The sequence below is a fragment of the Butyrivibrio sp. TB genome, assembly GCF_900110805.1.
Lineage (GTDB): Bacteria > Bacillota > Clostridia > Lachnospirales > Lachnospiraceae > Butyrivibrio > Butyrivibrio fibrisolvens_C.
The window spans coordinates 158,189-175,373 of the sequence record NZ_FOER01000005.1 but is presented as its reverse complement, the minus strand read 5'-3'; the positions used below and the strand labels follow the sequence as shown (position 1 = coordinate 175,373).

General features: G+C 40.4%; 11 protein-coding genes and 7 tRNA genes. 12 read left to right on the top strand and 6 right to left on the bottom strand.

The window, feature by feature from the left end; genetic code table 11:
• Positions 1–230: 230 nt before the first annotated feature.
• Positions 231–2,666 carry a glycoside hydrolase family 94 protein gene (locus BMX21_RS05045; protein ID WP_092042016.1) on the bottom strand — a complete coding sequence of 812 codons (2,436 nt, stop codon included), beginning with the start codon at positions 2,664–2,666 and terminating at the stop codon, positions 231–233.
• Positions 2,667–2,944: 278 nt separating this feature from the next.
• Here BMX21_RS05045 and BMX21_RS05040 point away from each other — a divergent pair, with 278 nt between their 5' ends.
• From BMX21_RS05040 to rdgB, 4 genes are all read left to right on the top strand, one after another.
• Positions 2,945–3,967, top strand: a complete 1,023-nt coding sequence (locus BMX21_RS05040) for a LacI family DNA-binding transcriptional regulator (protein ID WP_034464079.1) — start codon at positions 2,945–2,947, stop codon at positions 3,965–3,967.
• A gap of 240 nt (positions 3,968–4,207) precedes the next feature.
• Entirely contained in the window at positions 4,208–5,368 is a 1,161-nt protein-coding gene (locus BMX21_RS05035; RefSeq protein WP_027205074.1) for a THUMP domain-containing class I SAM-dependent RNA methyltransferase, read from the top strand.
• Positions 5,361–6,470 carry a hypothetical protein gene (locus tag BMX21_RS05030; protein WP_092042014.1) on the top strand — a complete coding sequence of 370 codons (1,110 nt, stop codon included), beginning with the start codon at positions 5,361–5,363 and terminating at the stop codon, positions 6,468–6,470. The genes BMX21_RS05035 and BMX21_RS05030 overlap by 8 nt, the downstream gene beginning before the upstream one ends.
• 29 nt (positions 6,471–6,499) lie before the next feature.
• Positions 6,500–7,111 carry an RdgB/HAM1 family non-canonical purine NTP pyrophosphatase gene (gene rdgB / locus BMX21_RS05025; RefSeq protein ID WP_022759076.1) on the top strand — a complete coding sequence of 204 codons (612 nt, stop codon included), beginning with the start codon at positions 6,500–6,502 and terminating at the stop codon, positions 7,109–7,111.
• A 171-nt stretch (positions 7,112–7,282) separates the two neighbouring features.
• On the opposite strand, the gene BMX21_RS05020 is transcribed toward rdgB, so the two are convergent.
• Positions 7,283–7,364, bottom strand: a tRNA-Leu gene (locus BMX21_RS05020).
• A 209-nt stretch (positions 7,365–7,573) separates the two neighbouring features.
• On the opposite strand from BMX21_RS05020, the gene BMX21_RS05015 reads away from it, so the two are divergent.
• From BMX21_RS05015 to BMX21_RS04990, 6 genes are all read left to right on the top strand, one after another.
• A tRNA-Pro gene (locus BMX21_RS05015) sits at positions 7,574–7,648 on the top strand.
• A 37-nt stretch (positions 7,649–7,685) separates the two neighbouring features.
• Positions 7,686–7,756 (top strand) — tRNA-Gly (locus BMX21_RS05010).
• Between the two features lie 32 nt (positions 7,757–7,788).
• Positions 7,789–7,862 (top strand) — tRNA-Arg (locus tag BMX21_RS05005).
• Positions 7,863–7,904: 42 nt separating this feature from the next.
• Positions 7,905–7,978, top strand: a tRNA-His gene (locus tag BMX21_RS05000).
• A 52-nt stretch (positions 7,979–8,030) separates the two neighbouring features.
• A tRNA-Gln gene (locus BMX21_RS04995) sits at positions 8,031–8,102 on the top strand.
• A 48-nt stretch (positions 8,103–8,150) separates the two neighbouring features.
• Positions 8,151–8,223 (top strand) — tRNA-Lys (locus BMX21_RS04990).
• Between the two features lie 407 nt (positions 8,224–8,630).
• Here the strand turns inward: BMX21_RS04990 and BMX21_RS04985 are convergent.
• Both BMX21_RS04985 and BMX21_RS04980 read right to left on the bottom strand, forming a co-directional pair.
• Entirely contained in the window at positions 8,631–10,322 is a 1,692-nt protein-coding gene (locus tag BMX21_RS04985; protein WP_092042009.1) for a GGDEF domain-containing protein, read from the bottom strand.
• A 7-nt stretch (positions 10,323–10,329) separates the two neighbouring features.
• Entirely contained in the window at positions 10,330–12,072 is a 1,743-nt protein-coding gene (locus BMX21_RS04980; protein ID WP_092042006.1) for a GGDEF domain-containing protein, read from the bottom strand.
• Positions 12,073–12,284: 212 nt separating this feature from the next.
• Here BMX21_RS04980 and BMX21_RS04975 point away from each other — a divergent pair, with 212 nt between their 5' ends.
• Positions 12,285–13,433, top strand: coding sequence for a hypothetical protein (locus BMX21_RS04975; RefSeq protein ID WP_092042003.1), 1,149 nt, complete (start codon positions 12,285–12,287; stop codon positions 13,431–13,433).
• Here the strand turns inward: BMX21_RS04975 and BMX21_RS04970 are convergent.
• Together BMX21_RS04970 and BMX21_RS04965 are read right to left on the bottom strand one after the other, a co-directional pair.
• Positions 13,414–14,076, bottom strand: a complete 663-nt coding sequence (locus BMX21_RS04970) for a hypothetical protein (RefSeq protein ID WP_034464083.1) — start codon at positions 14,074–14,076, stop codon at positions 13,414–13,416. The genes BMX21_RS04975 and BMX21_RS04970 overlap by 20 nt on opposite strands.
• Before the next feature lie 2 nt (positions 14,077–14,078).
• Complete coding sequence (locus BMX21_RS04965; protein ID WP_092042001.1) at positions 14,079–15,173, bottom strand: hypothetical protein; 1,095 nt, start codon at positions 15,171–15,173, stop codon at positions 14,079–14,081.
• Positions 15,174–15,447: 274 nt separating this feature from the next.
• Here BMX21_RS04965 and BMX21_RS04960 point away from each other — a divergent pair, with 274 nt between their 5' ends.
• A complete protein-coding gene (locus BMX21_RS04960) occupies positions 15,448–17,175 on the top strand; it encodes a right-handed parallel beta-helix repeat-containing protein (protein ID WP_092041999.1) in 1,728 nt (575 codons plus the stop codon).
• The last annotated feature ends 10 nt before the right edge of the window (positions 17,176–17,185 follow it).

The following is a 17,185-nucleotide window of genomic DNA, read 5'->3' as shown; positions in this document are numbered from 1 at the left end:
CCCTGGAATATAAATTTCCAGATATCATGCCTTGAATTATAAAACTCGAGAGATTCCTAAAAGACTTATCCCCTGCCACTGCCAACAAATCCGTCCAACTATTGCCAATGTCAACCCTGCAAAGCCTTTGATGATACTGCGTTATCCCCTGCCAACGAAGAAGCCCCCGGACTCTATGCATGAGTCCGGGGGCTTAAAATAGGAGGGTAAAATGAAAGTTTACTTGCAGCTTAACCCATTACTACGTTTACGGTTACATCTTTGGCAGATGCATCGAATGGAATTACGTTGCCTTCTACGTCTTTGCCATCTACAGTCATCTTGGACACACCCTTTTGAACATTGGATGGATTACTTACGTGGATGTGATAGTTAACACCTCTGTATGTTCTGTCCAGATCGAAATCACCAAAACCATCAGGAACACAAGGATTGATCTGAAGACCATTAAGAGTAGGATATACGCCCAGTATGTACTGGCTGATATCTGTAAATGTCCATGCAGCAGTTCCTGTAAGCCAAGAGTTCTTGCCTTGACCGAAGAACTTAGCGTCCTTACCTGCTACCATCTGTGAGTATACATAAGGCTCTGTGCAGTGGATCTCGCTTATATCCTCGATGTATGCAGGACATGTCTTTTTGTAGATTTCAAACGCTCTGTCGCCATCACCAAGAACAGTCTCAGCGATAGATACCCAAGGATTGTTGTGACAGAAGATACCTGCATTTTCTTTGTATCCCGGTGGATATGAGCTTACTTCACCAAGCTCTAAGTGGTACTTGGTATATGCCGGCTGGAGAATCATGATACCATACTTGGTATCGAGTTTTTCTTTGACAGAGTCCATAGCCTTCTTGGCAAGGCCTTCCTTGACACCGATACCAGCAAGTACGCAAAAACCCTGAGGCTCGATGAAGATCTGACCTTCTTCGCATTCTTTGGATCCAACCTTGTGAGAATATGCATCATATGCTCTAATGAACCATTCGCCGTCCCATCCGTCTTTAAGAACAGCATCATACATCTTCTGAACTTCACATCTTGCATACTCTGCCTCAGCTTTATCGCCCTTAAGCTCGCACAGCTGAGCGTACTCTTCACCGTATTTTACAAACATACCTGCGATGAATACTGACTCTGCAACAGGTCCTTCAGAAGGTCCAAAGGTCTGGAAGGATTCGCCTGGATGTGCTGAGAAACAGTTAAGGTTCAGACAGTCGTTCCAGTCGGCACGGCCGATAAGAGGAAGATTGTGAGGGCCCTTGTGGTTTACGATATAATCAAAGGATCTCTTAAGGTGATTCATAAGAGGAGTAGCTACGCTTTCGTCATTATCGAAAGGAACCATCTCATCAAGAATAGAATCATCACCTGTCTCGCGGATATATGCGCTGGTACCTGCGATCAGCCAGAGCGGATCATCGTTAAAGCCGGATCCTATATCTGCATTACCCTTCTTGGTAAGAGGCTGATACTGGTGATATGCGCTGCCATCCTGGAACTGTGTAGAAGCGATATCGATGATACGTGCTCTTGCTCTGTCAGGTATAAGATGTACAAATCCCAGCAGATCCTGACAAGAATCTCTAAAGCCCATTCCGCGGCCGATACCGGATTCGTAGTAGGAAGCAGAACGTGACATATTGAAGGTAACCATGCACTGGTACTGATTCCAGATGTTAACCATACGGTCAACCTTGTCATTGGAACTCTTAACATGGTATTTGGACAGAAGACTCTTCCAGTAATCTACAAGGATATCGAAGGCCTTATCAACCTGCTCATCTGTCTTGTAACGATCCAGCATCTCCCATGCGAGATCTTTTTTGATAACTCCGGGAGATTCCCACTTATCGTTCTCGTCATTTTCAATATAACCAAGTACGAATACGAAGCTCTTCTCTTCGCCGGGCGTTAAAGTTACATTGATCTGATGTACAGCAACAGGAGACCATCCGCTTGCTATAGAGTTTGTGCAGGCGCCATTTGTTAAAACATCCGGTGTATCATTGCCGTTGTAAGGTCCAAGGAAACTCTCTCTGGATGTATCAAATCCGTCAACTTTAGTATTTACAGAATATACAGCAAAGTGATTACGTCTTTCTCTGTATTCAGTTTTGTGGAAGATCGCAGAATCTATAACTTCAACTTCACCTGTAGAGAGGTTTCTCTGGAAATTTCTCTCATCATCGTCCGCATTCCACAGACACCATTCAACATATGAAAAAAGTTTAAGTTCTTTTGCTGTAGATGTGGTATTCTTAATCCTGATACGAGATATCTCGCATCTGTCATTCATAGGAACGAATGTAAGAACATTGGCTTCAACACCGTTCTTTACGCCCTTGAATTTGGAATAACCAAGACCATGACGGCATTCATACTCATCAAGAGTGGTCTTAGTTGGCTGCCAGCCCGGATTCCAGATGGTATCACCATCTTTGATGTAGAAGTATTTGCCGTTATTATCATATGGAATGTTGTTATAACGGTAACGTGTTATACGCAGGAGTTTTGCATCCTTGCAGAAGGAATATCCACCGCAAGTATTTGATATCAGAGAAAAGAACTCCTGGTTTCCTAAATAATTGATCCACGGAAGTGGAGTTTTAGGAGTGGTGATGACATATTCTCTTGCGTCATCGTCAAAATGCCCGTATTTCATAGGACCCCCTCTTTTAATGTGCGTAATGTAACGAAAAAACAATACATTCGCGAAAATTTCGTTTCGAAATCGTTTAAGATACATTTTCATTATAATTTAGGATGAAATGGAATTCAAGGATGGCAGACAGAAATATTAAACATAAAAATACAAAGTTTTTAGCAATTTTACCGAAAAAACAGTTAAAAGAAAAAATAAATTGAAAATATTGCCAACTCTTATTATAATAAAAGTACGAAAACGATTAAGTAGTGGGCTTATCTTATTTTGAGGTGGGTATGAATCAAAAGATTTCGATGAAGGATATTTCAGATGCTTGCGGAGTTTCTATTGCTACCGTGTCCAAGGCATTAAATGATAGGGGAGACATTAGCGAAGAGACCAAACAGAAGATAAGATCGATCGCTTCTGATATGGGATATTTCCCTAATGCAGCAGCCAAAGCACTTAAGACCAGCAGATCCTATAATCTGGGAGTTTTGTTTGTAGATGATGCGATGTCTGGTCTTACACATGACTATTTTGCTCATGTGCTTGATTCTTTCAAAAGGACAGCAGAGGCATCCGGATATGACATTACGTTCATCAATAGTCAGGGTGAAGGTCAGCAGCCAAGAAGTTATCTTGAACATGCCAGATACAGGGGCTTTGATGGAGTGGTCATAGCTTGTGTCAACTTCTATGATCCCAAGGTAGAAGAGCTCATAAGAGGTAATATTCCTGTTGTTACCATAGACCATGTATTTGATAACCGTATAGCCATTATGTCCAATAACATAAAAGGCATGAAGGATCTTGTGACATACTGCTATTCTCAGGGACATAGGAAGATCGCCTATGTACACGGTGCATACTCATCTGTTACCCAGAGCCGTCTTTCAAGTTTTTACAAGACATGCGAGAGTTTTGGAATAGATGTTCCTGAAGAATATGTTCTCGAAGGTGATTATCGTAATACTGCCAAGGCATTTGCATGTACAGAGCAGCTTTTAAAGCTCAAGGATCCGCCAACTTGTATCTTGTATCCGGATGATTTTGCAGCGATAGGAGGAATCGGTGCGATTCATATGATGGGACTGTCTCCGGGAGTAGATGTATCAGTAGCAGGATTCGATGGAATCCCGATCGCTATGCGTATGCATCCTCCTCTTACAACGCTTCATCAGGATACGGAATCACTGGGACGTCTTGCTGCCCAGCGCCTTATATCACTTATTGATTCTCCGCGTACTACAGTCATAGAGCAGGTTACGGTGGACGGACAGATATTCCCGGGTGGAACTGTAGGCAAGATAGGTTAGATCGTATGAGGGTTTAAACATATATAGGGCTTTGGATACTCTATTCTTGGGTGTCCAAAGCCCGTTTTAGTTGTTTTTGTAACTGGGCTTTGTTATGTAAAGATATGCAGCTTGGTCTGCGCATGTGCTTACAAAAATGTCCCCAGTGGTACATCACATATGATAGAATGTTAATCATAGCAGGTATTTATATGCCAAAATGCCGTAAATAATAGTTATAAAGGTAAAAGGTTTATAAAAATGAAATATTATGAACTAATAGCGCCCTGTCATATGGGACTTGAAGCAGTACTTAAAAGAGAGATAATAGACCTTGGCTATGATATTACAGAGGTTGCAGATGGAAGAGTATCTTTTCAGGGAGATGCAGACGCTGTATGCAGAGCCAATATATGCCTTAGAACCGCAGAGAGAATCCTTATCAAGATAGGATCATTTACTGCAACTACCTACGAAGAACTTTTTCAGGGAACCAAGGCACTTCCTCTTGATGAATTCATTCCAAAGGATGGAAAGTTCTGGGTTACCAAGGCTTCTACCGTTAAGAGTGCTCTCTTTTCACCAAGTGATATTCAAAGGGTTATGAAAAAAGCCATGGTAGAGGGCATGAAGGAAGCTTATAACACTTCCATATTCCCTGAAGATGGCGAAGAATTCCCTATAAGAGTATTCCTTTATAAGGATGAAGTAACAGTAGCTCTTGATTCAACCGGTGTATCTCTTCATAAAAGAGGCTACAGAAGGCTTGAATCTCAGGCTCCTATTGCGGAGAACCTTGCAGCAGCACTTATAATGCTGACTCCCTGGCATGCAGACAGGATACTTATTGATCCCTTCTGCGGATCAGGTACTATTCCGATAGAAGCAGCAATGATAGCAGCTAATATCGCCCCTGGCGTTCACAGATCTTTTAATGCAGAGAAGTGGACTCACCTTATAACTCCTAGAAACTGGGCAGATGTAAGACAGGAATGCGAAGAAGAAGTTAATCTTGATGTAGTAACTGATATTCAGGGATACGATATCGATCCTGATGTCATTGAGATAGCAAGGATCAACGCAGATAAGGCAGGCGTTGGCGACCTTATCCACTTCCAGACAAGAGACGTGGCACAGCTTTCTCATAGAAAGAAATACGGATTTATCATCACAAACCCTCCATATGGTGAAAGAATTGGCGATAAATCAAATCTTTACAGCCTCTATCGCACCCTCGGACAGCGTTATAAAGCTCTTGATGACTGGTCCATGTACATGATCACTTCCTTCGAGGAAGCACAGGATGCTATAGGCAAAAAGGCAGACAAGAACCGCAAGATCTACAATGGAATGCTTAAGACTTATTTCTACCAGTACATGGGGGCCAAGCCGCCACGTAGAAAGGATAGAACCAATGACTGAGGATATGGAAAAAGACACTGAGTGTGGGGCGGGGGAGCTTGCTATAGCCCTGGAGCAAAGAAGAAGTGACAGATATACAGTTCTTATGAAAAAAACTGCTATCGCATCTTCGATTTTCTCGGTTACTGCTCTGGCATTTATGTTTGTATATCTAAGTACAAGAAGTGTAGTGATAAAGGATACGGCACAGGCCAGGGAAAGTGAGGCTTTTGAAGATAAAGTTGCACTTTCTGACAAGGCTTTTGCCATGACTTTGAAAGAAGAGGGAGACTGTATAAAGCTCTCTCTTCCCGAAGGAACCGATTCTGAAGATATAGTGATAGAAAATAAAGTCACAACGTGTCAGCTTCTAATAAGTATAGAAGAAGCTGATGACTTCTATACCGGTAATACGTCTGTTACAACTCCGGGCAATGTTACCGGATGTCTTTGCGTCCCTCAAAATGACAACTCTGTAAGTCTTGAGTTTCAACTTGATGGAATATATGAATATACCAGTACTCTCGATGACGGAACATTGTCCGTATCTTTTGTAAATCCTCATGAAATATATGACAGAATAATATTGATAGATCCTGTTCTGGGAGACCTTCAGGATGGTGATGACGTAGAAAGTGATGCATCGTTATACGAAGCCCTTGCACTTAAAGACAGGCTGGAAAAAGAAAAAGTCAAAGCGTATCTTACAAGAACAGATGCAGGTGAGATTGAACTTGTCGATAAAAGAGCATTGATAGGTGAGCTTGATCCGGATCTTGTGATATGTATAGACACCGGCGCTGATACAGCTGTATATTACAACGACAATATATACCTAAGGGGATATGGCAATGATGACTTTGCCGGTCAGATCCTTGCAGATATATCTTATGAGACATACGAAGTAGGACATACAGATAATATCATGGCTTATTCCCTGTCTGACCGCCCGTATGAGCTTATGACATATATAAGTGTTCCATCTGTACTTGTGACAGTTCCGGGGGCACCTGCGGTGTCTGAGAGCGTCTTGGAGGCATCCTATGATCATACATATCAGGATCAGGTGGCAACAGGACTATATAAAGCAGTCCTATACGCATACTCGGATATGAATAAATAAATATAAATGTATAAGGAGTAGTAATAGTAATGAGAATTGTTTTTGCAACAGGTAATAAAGACAAAATGCGCGAGATAAGGCAGATACTCGGAAGTCTTGGGATGGAGATCGTGTCTATGAAGGAGGCCGGAGTATTTGAAGATGTAGAAGAAAACGGTACTACTTTTTCTGAGAATTCTGTAATCAAGGCATCAGCTATAGCTAATAAGCTTCATGAACTTGGAGATAATGATTCGATCGTCCTTGCAGATGATTCGGGGCTTGAGATCGATGCACTCGGGGGAGAACCGGGTATCTATTCAGCCCGCTATATGGGCAAGGATACTCCGTATCCCGAAAAAAATGCAAAGATCATTGAAAGACTTGAAGGAGTAGAAGATAAAGACCGCACTGCACGCTTCGTATGCGCCGTCTCAGCCGTTTTGCCAAACGGTAAGGTACTTACATCAGTTAAGACCATGGAGGGCATCATAGGCCACGAGATAGCCGGTGAGAATGGCTTTGGATATGATCCTATATTCTTCCTGCCACAGTTTGGCAAAACTTCTGCCCAGATATCTCCGGAAGAGAAAAATTCTATCAGTCACAGAGGAAAAGCTTTGAGGGATATGGAAGAGCTTCTTGCCAAAGAACTTGGGTAAAAAAGATAAAAATAGAGATTGAAAATAGATTCAGGAAAAAGCCTGGAAAAGAATTTGAAAATGGATTCAGGTAAAAGCTTGGAAAAGAACTTGAAGTTAGATCTTGAATATCTTGAATAAAAAAGGCCCTGCAGAAAAAATCTGCAGGGCCTTAAACAGCTTGATACTGAGTGCGGATAGAGGGACTTGAACCCTTACACCTTACGGTACAGGAACCTAAATCCTGCGCGTCTGCCAATTCCGCCATATCCGCATAGAAAGTATTTTATAATACGTGTGATTGCCTGTCAATCACTAGGGAAAAAGATTGTCGCAAATTTTGGATAAATACGATATAATGTTCATAATTGAACGAGTAAAAATTTTTCAAAAAAAGTGTTGACAATATTCGAAGAACGAATATATAATAGTCCTTGCGTTGCGGCGCTGATGAGTTTCACAGCAAACCCGAAACAAAAGAAACGGGGTGTGGCTCAGTTTGGCTAGAGCGCCTGGTTTGGGACCAGGAGGCCGCAGGTTCGAATCCTGTCACCCCGACTCGTTCATTAGAGTCTGTAACGCAAAGTTTTACCAAGCAGGTGTAGTTCATTGGTAGAACACCAGCCTTCCAAGCTGGATAGGTGGGTTCGATTCCCATCACCTGCTCTTGCATATAACTTTTATGTTTTATGCAGCGTGTGTCCGTAGCTCAGCTGGATAGAGCAACGGCCTTCTAAGCCGTGGGTCGGGGGTTCGAATCCCTTCGGGCACACTCCTTCATACAGATACTCCACTGTCCGTATGAAGAAATATGGTGGCTATGGCGCAGTTGGTTAGCGCGCCAGATTGTGGTTCTGGAGACCGTGGGTTCGAGTCCCACTAGCCACCCTGAACTGTTGCGACAGCGAGAGAGCCATTTAATCGCTATGGTACCTAATAATGGGCTATCGCCAAGCGGTAAGGCACAGCACTTTGACTGCTGCATTCACCAGTTCGAATCTGGTTAGCCCAGCTAGATATTATACTTCTTAGAAATTCAATGAGAAGTTTAATAATATATGAGATACTAGCTCAGTTGGTAGAGCACTTGACTTTTAATCAAGTTGTCGAGGGTTCGATTCCCTCGTGTCTCATTTATAAGTTCCCGATTAACTGTTATAGTTAATCGGGTTTTTTATTATTATTCTATGAATAAATCAACCAGTTAATCTAATACATCATTTATCTAAGTTATTCAAACTTCGCACTTGCCAAACATACGCCACCCTCTGAGGCAGAGCCGATGCGGCCCGTTTATAATACATTTTCGTATCTTTTGAAGGTGTTATTAAATTCAGGAGCAAGATATCTGAATCTTTATATTCTTCTTAGGGTCCACCTGTCTGAGCGAAGCGAGTTTGGACCCTAGAATATAAAGATCCAGATATCTTGCCCTGAATTATAACACCTTCAAGATACGAAAATGTATTATAAACGGGCCGCATCGGCTCTGCCTCAGAGGGTGGCGTATGTTTGGCAGATGCGAAGTTTGAAATTACGATTACTTCTGGGACTTTCGTGCTTCATGCTGCGCTCTCTTAAGCTTGTACATCCTTGCATCTGCTTCCATATATACTTCATGAGCATTTGCTCCGGCAGGAAGTTCATGTCTGTAGCAGATTCCGTAAGCAACACTGTGATCAAATCCCGTCTCTTTCTCCTTTGCTCTTAAGAGCTTATTCATATGTTCTATATGACTGTCTAGGTAGTTTTCATCAGGAATATTCTTAAGGATAACTACAAATTCATCACCGCCGGTCCTACCCCTGAAGAAAGGGTCAGGGAAGCATACATTAAGAACATTGGTGAAGTTCTGAAGAAGCTCATCTCCGGCTTTATGGCCTTTGGAGTCATTGACCTCCTTAAGCCCGTTAAGGTCCATAGACATGATAAGATAATCGTCATTTGTTTCATCCAGCTGCATTGTCTCTTTGTCGCAGGAAGCTCTGTTAGGAAGCCCTGTAAGAGAGTCTTTGTACGCAAGTGAAGACAGCGCCATTTCTTTTTTCTTCATAGGGTCAGCATTGGACAAAGTAACCATGAAAGTCATAATACGGGATGCAACGAATACGATACCACCCAAACCTATGAATATAGACGCTGCGTTATTAAATTCTCTTGACTGATTTCTGTCTAATGCAAAGAATATAGAAGCGATGATAAGACATATGGACAGAGTATTAAGTCCTGCTATCTGAACCTTGTCATAAGTTGATGCCTTACGCCTTCTAAGATAGAACACAGAATACATCATAAAACCTATGACACTGATTGCATAAATGATCGCGATTGGCTTTGAAAAAGTATTGATATATCTGATCCTTGTAAAATGGCATATGCCAAAAATAACTTCAATAGCACATACACCCAGAATATAGCTTGTAGCTATCCTGTTATGGAGAATATGGCATATAGTACAGAAAAGGAGCATTATCAGGGGGAGAGATATATATAAAAGAGTATATTCATATAAGGCCGGCCTTGTAGTATTGGTCATGAAGATGATGTTGATCCTCTGGGAAGTGAGTATCCATGCTCCTCCGCATACGCAAAGTATAGAAGACCTTATCTGGCTTGCAAGCCCCCTTATCCTTACTGCAAAGAACAGTGATATGAGAAAATAGATTACGCCAAACATACACATAAAGGTACCCAGAAATACAGACAGAGCTCTGTCCCAGGTATATCCTCTGGATAGATCGTTGAAATTACCAAAAGAAGGCGTATAGATTATAGTTTTAGAACCTGACTGTGATACTATCATCTCGATAGAGAGTTCTTTTCCTTCATATTCATCGTAAGGAAGAGTTATGAAATTCACATCTTTAGGCAGAAAATCACCATTTTTTGCTTCTTCAAGCCTTCTTTCATATATAGGAGTACCATCAAGGGATATTGTATAACCTACAAACTGAGTAGCCAGCATAAGAGTAGGAAAGTCGTACTTTTTGTCCGGAAGACTGAAGGTTACAATAATACGGTCTCCGCGGTTAAAAGAGTAGGAGTCTGTAAAGGCATTGATCTTCTCTGCACTGGACCTTCCTCTGTAGACATCGTTTAAAGTGACATACAGGCGATCTTCCTCTATAACAGGCGCAGTATTCTCACTATGGAGGATTATCTGAGACATTAAAAGAGTAGTGAACAGTATTAAGATGAACCACAATATAACATTTATATTTTTGACCGTCATAGAAACCTCATGCCTTTTTATTACTGTTTTCCTGATGTCTTTTTCTTTTCATTTCATACATTCTTATATCAGCAATAGTATATATATTCTCAGCATCCTGCCCGGGGAATTCCATATCAGATGCGATACCATATGAAAATCCATAAGTAATCCCGGCCTGCGCGAAATGAGCCCGGGAGAATTTGGTCTGCAGTTCTTTCATTCTGGAGTTTGCATCTACAAGATTCTGACCATACAGTATGACAATGAACTCATCGCCTCCCATACGACCTGTTATATCAGTAGATCTGAAGGAACTACTGAGCATATCTGCAAATAACTTAAGATATTTGTCGCCAGCATCATGTCCATAAGCATCATTGATAGTTTTTAGGTTATCAAGGTCGATGGATATGATAATATAGTTTCTATTGTCACTTCCTGCAATCAGCATCTCTTCCTGACACCTTGCTCTGTTGGAAAGACCTGTCAGAGGATCATAATATGCCAGACCGCTAAGAAACTGCTGCCTGTTCAAGGATTCTATGGAATAGATCTGGTACTCAAAATATCCTATGAAGAGGAATATGACAAAAATAAGAGATCCAAAGGAAAGAAGACTAAGGTTAAGATTTGCTTCTCCTTGCGGCGATGTAAATTTCAGCACATTAAAGATGATGATCTCAGTAAGAGCACATACTATGAAGATGCTAAGACCAAGAAGGAGGGTCTGAAAAGATACCACATCAGGATCATTTTTTTTCTTGCCCCTGGAAGTATACAGAAGATATATAGCTGAAGTAAGGGCAAGAGGAGCCTCAATACCGCACAGGATATGGATCGTAAGTGTGTGTGTTGAGAAAAGTGAGATCCCGGCAAAATGAGCAATTATAAAATAGATGAATATACAAATATCTATAGCTGTAGCAATCTTAAATATGATCTTGATCCTTCTAAGTGGCATGATACCCGCTACATATGCACACAGAACTACAGGTATCAGATAGAAAGATATGTATTCCAAAATGGTATTAACTATCATCCTTGATGAAAAATAGTTGAATATATCTGAAGATGCCAGTATATATACCCCAAGGACTATTGAGATAAGTGCTCCAAGAAATACCCTTTTATAATCAGATTTGTTGAAAATAAGATAAGGAGTGAGGGCGCAGAAAGTAACGCCAAGACTGCACAAAAAGATACCTACATAGAACTGCAGTCTCATGGCATCAGACCGCATGAACAGAAGATCTTTTCTAAGACCTATATAAATAGTATCAAAGCCTGAAAAGGCGCTGTCCTGTCCGGCAGTAAAATAGACACTGAGCATCCTGCCCGGGTAACTGTCAGGAAGAGGGACATAGACATATCCCATGGGAATGATGCGATGTTCATTCAGAAGATCAGAAGCATAATCATATATAAGTTCATCATCCAGATAGACTTTTAGACTTGCATGAACGGTTTTGATCAAAAGGCACGCAGACCTTATACCATAATCATTTAATTTGTGCATCAAAATAAAGGTATCACCTGTATCTGCAACCTTAATATCGGCCTGGGATAAGGCAATATCATCTCTGGTTTCGCCATCATAAATGATACTCCATCCATTGGTAAGCGCTATGATGTCATTTTCGTATTTAGATGGGAAAGACCCCGGAAATAAGGTATAAAGCAATCCACCGGCAGTTATAACGGCAAGGATTATGTAGATAGCCAATTCATTTCTGTCAGTATATTTTGTAATCATGATAGTATTAATCATACAACTTTAATTCCTCGCCTGCAATGCATCAAGATGTCGTTTATTTTTGACCTTTTATAGCGCAGAGCATATAATGATAGAGGGTCGATGTGATTACAGTAAAAGGACTCCTTTTAAAGGAGTCCTTTTAAGTTACAATAAAGATTTCGCATATAAAATACACCTTTGGCAGATATGCTATATCATTAACATATGATTTTTAGAGGGATTTTATGAAGAAAACTTATACCAGATCATCATATCGGAAAATATCATTCATACTTGCAGCAGTCTGTGCCTTATCCTTGTCAGGATGCGGGCTTGGCGACTTAGACGATGATACAATAGATTATGACAAGGTCTATCAGTCAGGCTATGACGATGGCTATAACGAAGCATACCAGTTAGGCTATGATGAAGGTTATGAAGACGGTTTTGAAGCAGGGTCTTTGGAAGAAGATAGCTGGGAATACTGGGACGATGATGAATACAATGAATGGGATGAAGATGACTACCGCGACGATGATGACGATTCATGGGGAGGCCGCGGCTATGAAGACAATAGCTATGACGATGATGAATACTATGAACCGTATGAGTCAACAGGCGGAACAGGAGTATTCAAGAATGATAACGGAAGTAGCGATACTCTGACCGGCAACATTCCTGTTATCTCAATATATGTCAATGATGCTAATTATACCTGGGGCGACTCTAAGAAAGACAATAAGACATACACTCACACCTATGAGTATCTTGGCATAGCCTGCAATTTCCTTATGGATGAAGCACAAAAGTGGGGACAGGAGCTTAATCTTATCTACGATTATTATGAAGATGAAGATCTTGGATATTCACTTACTATAGAATCTGACGCAGTCAAGGACTATTATTCTGCAGATCACGAGATCTGGTATTTTATAGAGAACAGCATAGATGTAGGCGCTATCCAGAAGAGGTACGATGCAGACAGTGTTGCCATCATGGTTTATATAAATACTGACAAGTCTATCGAAGAAGTGTCCTGCACTACCTGCTATTATGGAATGTACGCTCTAGACAGCGTGTATGAATTTTCCTACATGTTCATGCACAGCAACTATGAAGAAGAGACCCCGGCTGCATTTGCTCACGAGATGATGCACCAGTTTGGCGCGATTGACCTTTATCAGGAAGATGAAGAGATAGGACTCTCTGAAGAAGAGATAGGCATCATAGAGTCAGACTATCCCAATGACATAATGTATACAACTTATGATGAAGTTACCTGGATCCCCATCTATGATGAAATAACCAATGAGATCTCAGAACTTGATGCCTATTACATCGGCTGGACTGATCACGCAGATCTTGTAGATGAGTTCAATCTTCAGAAACGCTGACATTAACAGGCAGAAGATCATTTATAAATCTTGCTTTATTATATAATTCCATACCATACATACTTATCTGCGTAACATTATCATCCTCGAGTACACATCTCGCCATATCTTTAAGGCTTGTACCGGGGATGATTTTTTGTAACTCATTTTTGTAAAAAGATATATAGGGCATCCTTGATGCTGCTACGCCGGCAGCAAGTAAAGGGCGCAGGATCCCTGCAGCATCGGCTTTTTCTTTGCTTAGTACCAGCAGAGTCAGCGGAATGTTTCCTTCACGTCCCTTGTATATCTTATCAGGATGAATGCAGTCTTTATAATATCTGATCGGCCTGTTATCATCCTCTTTCAAAGAGTAAGCCTTAACAAGGCGTTTTATCTTCTCGCTATCTCCTGAGCAGTCAGTCAGGATTATCTCATAGAGCTTATAATCCTGAGTCAGGAGGTTGTTTATATAAGTGAAGGGATAGTCGTCAGCTCTTGCGATCACAGATATAGGAAAAAAGAAATCGTGATCAAGCCTCTTGTGCATGAGCTTTATCTGACGCTCTTTGCGAACAGGAAGATAGCTCTTTAATGAAAAATAAAAAAATGAGATCGAGAAGATAAGGAGTATTAGCGATACAATAAATAATATTGTTTTCATGATCATATCCCTCTATCGAGTGCCATTTGAAGTTCATCAATTGCATAGCTTAGTTCTTCCATAGCAAAGGCATCCTTGCTTGCTTCAAGCTCCTTGATCTTATTTTGACTGATCCTAAGTTTTGAAAGCGACTTGGAGCTGTTAATACGTACATACCACCATTTTGAATGAATTGACTCAAGAAGACAATCTATAGCTTCATTATTGCCGTCATGATCATCATAGTCCCCTAAAGCAGAAGCTGCTACAGAAGCAGGCTCCCATACATCAGAATTGGCACAGGAGTTTATTATCTTTATGAGGACTTTGTTTACTTTTTTGCCTGGCTTTTTTGCAAAAAGTCTTATGGCTGCGCATCTGATATCGGTATCTATCTCTTCATTACAGGCCATCTCCATGAATCTTTCGTCATGATCGTGAATCTCTGCATATCTCATGAAATTGATGATCGCAATCTTGCAATGTTTATCAAAAGAATCAAAAACATTCATAAGACATCTGGATAGTAAGATCTTGTCTCCTGTAAAAGTAAGGAGTCCATCAGCAAGGAGTCTTTCGTTATGATAGAACCTCTTTTTATTGATGGTATGGAATGCATCTATCACAAGAGATTCATCTCCGAAACTGTATATTGCAAGAAGAGCATTCTGACGCAGATAGACAGAGTCTTTAGTAAGGTAGGAGAGCATAGTCTTTTTATAGATTCCGTTATGCTCTTTATCTGTTATCTGGAAGGTTGATATAGTATAGGCAAAAAAGCTCCTAAGATCATCAGATGCACTTCCAAATAGTGAACAGAAGGCTCTTTCGTTTCGGTATAGGATGCCAAAGGCAGCAGAAAGACTCTCAACCGATTCAAAGGCTACATCAGCAAATGCAGCCAGATTCTCAGGATTGAGAAATAGACGAATTATCCCATCCGGGATAGTTCCATTACTGTTTTCGTATTTTTTGAGTATCAGACGCCAACGCATATGCCTTCTTGCACTTTTTCTTGCAAGAGATGCTTTATTGCCTGACGTCCATTCATTTAATATAAGTCCGGACGCAATCAACGCTAAACTGATAAGAGTTATTATGATCACAGGTATTGGCATAGTTTCTCCTTAATGCGCGTTCACCAAAGAAGACTATCATGCTTTGCATATCAATATTAAAAATCTGATCAGGAACAAAGTGTGAAACAAATGTTGTATTACTTTGTAAAAAAAATACGAGTTATACAACATTAATTATCGGAATTATGAACATTTTTATTAATATCTATTGTATTATAAATAGTATAGATATTAAGTGAATTTTTCCTATACAAGATGTAAACAATTAACCCCATATCATTAGCTTTTTTTGATCAAGTATTAAGGAGGCTTTATGAAGAAAAAGATCATAGTTGCTGCGCTGATGAGCCTGATGCTCTTTGCAACATCCTGCGGCTCGATTGATAATACCTTAGAGTCTGACTCGGATGAAAACACAGAAGAATCTAAAAAGGATGAAGATGATAAGGAGACTGATGAGGAAGATGACAAGAATAAAGATTCTACCAAGGACAGTCAAAAGCCCTTGACTATAGTTAATCACCTTGTTACGGCGGCTTTTGAAGAAAATGAATCTCTTACATCCGCAGGGACATATCCTGAGATAATAGTCAATGAAGACTTTATGATGGATTATCCTAAGTTCTGGGCAGCTATGACCAATTATAGTGATTCTATAGCTGAATCTTCCAAGGATGACATAAGCTATTTTGGATATGGAACACCAAGAGAAGATAATGATTCATATCAGTATGATGTGGGCGTAGAAGTCCTTAGATTTGATGATAAGATATTTGCTCTCAAAGTATCAGAGAACTACTACTGGTCATATTCTGAAGAAGAGACTAAGTATTCATATCTGGTGACTTATGATATAAACACGGGAAAGAGGATATGGTCAGATGCCTATATCTCAAACAAGGAAGGCTTGGGACAGATACTATATGATGCTGTAGTTGCAACTTATCCAAGGGAAAAAGACCTCGTTAATGAGACCGTCGAAGACGGAAGCCCTATGGCTTTATACTATATCAATGATATGGTGGAGTATGATTATCTTCCTTGCTATATCCAGGGAGATCAGTTTGTCGTTCATTTTAATTCATATTCTATCATGTACAACGATAACGAATATGAGATAACGATCCCTGTTGATGATCTTAAGGACTATCTCAATCAGGATTATCTGCCTGATACAACAGGCAATCTGGAAGATGTGATCGAGTTTATAGATTCTAATGACGATGTACTTGAGGGTCATTTATATACATATGATGATGGCGGAAACAGCTATGAAGAACAGGAAGAGATCCATGTATCAACTCCGGAAGAGTTTGTAGATGCGATCGCTCCAAACACACGCATTATCATGGAACCTGGCAAGTATGATATCAGTGACTATGTCCTTGAGCCTACAAGTGATTTTCTTGAAGGGCATCCATACTGGGGATATTCAAACTGGATGGATGAGTACGGACCAAGCGGCGTCTACAATATGACCATAGAAGGAAGCGACCCTGATGACAGACCTGAGATAGTAATTAATAGTGCTTATGATGATGTGCTTTCGATCATTAATAGCAACAACATTACCCTTAATAATCTTATCATTGGACATGATGTAGAAAAAGGGACATGTTCTGCCAATGTACTTGCACTTTATTCATCCAATGGCATAAGCTGTGACAATCTTGATCTGTACGGCTGCGGAGCATATGGACTTTTCTGCAAGGAAAGCTACAACGTATATATGTATGATTCCTGCATACATGACTGCACATATGGAATCATAGAAGTTATGGGTGATTCTACAGAATTGTATTTCTATGACTGTGAATTTATAGACAATGAGGAGTATACGCTCATAGAAAATGCATATAACAGCGGCTATCTGTATTTTACAGGTTGCAAGTTTGATGATAATAAAGGTGACCTGTTCAGTATATATTCAGAGCCTGATCAGATCACATTCACAGATTGCGAATTTGGAGATGAAGAGTCGGAGTTTTTGAATGAACATTTTGATATGATCTTGTACTACGAAGACGGCGGAGCAGGCTGATATTTTGAAA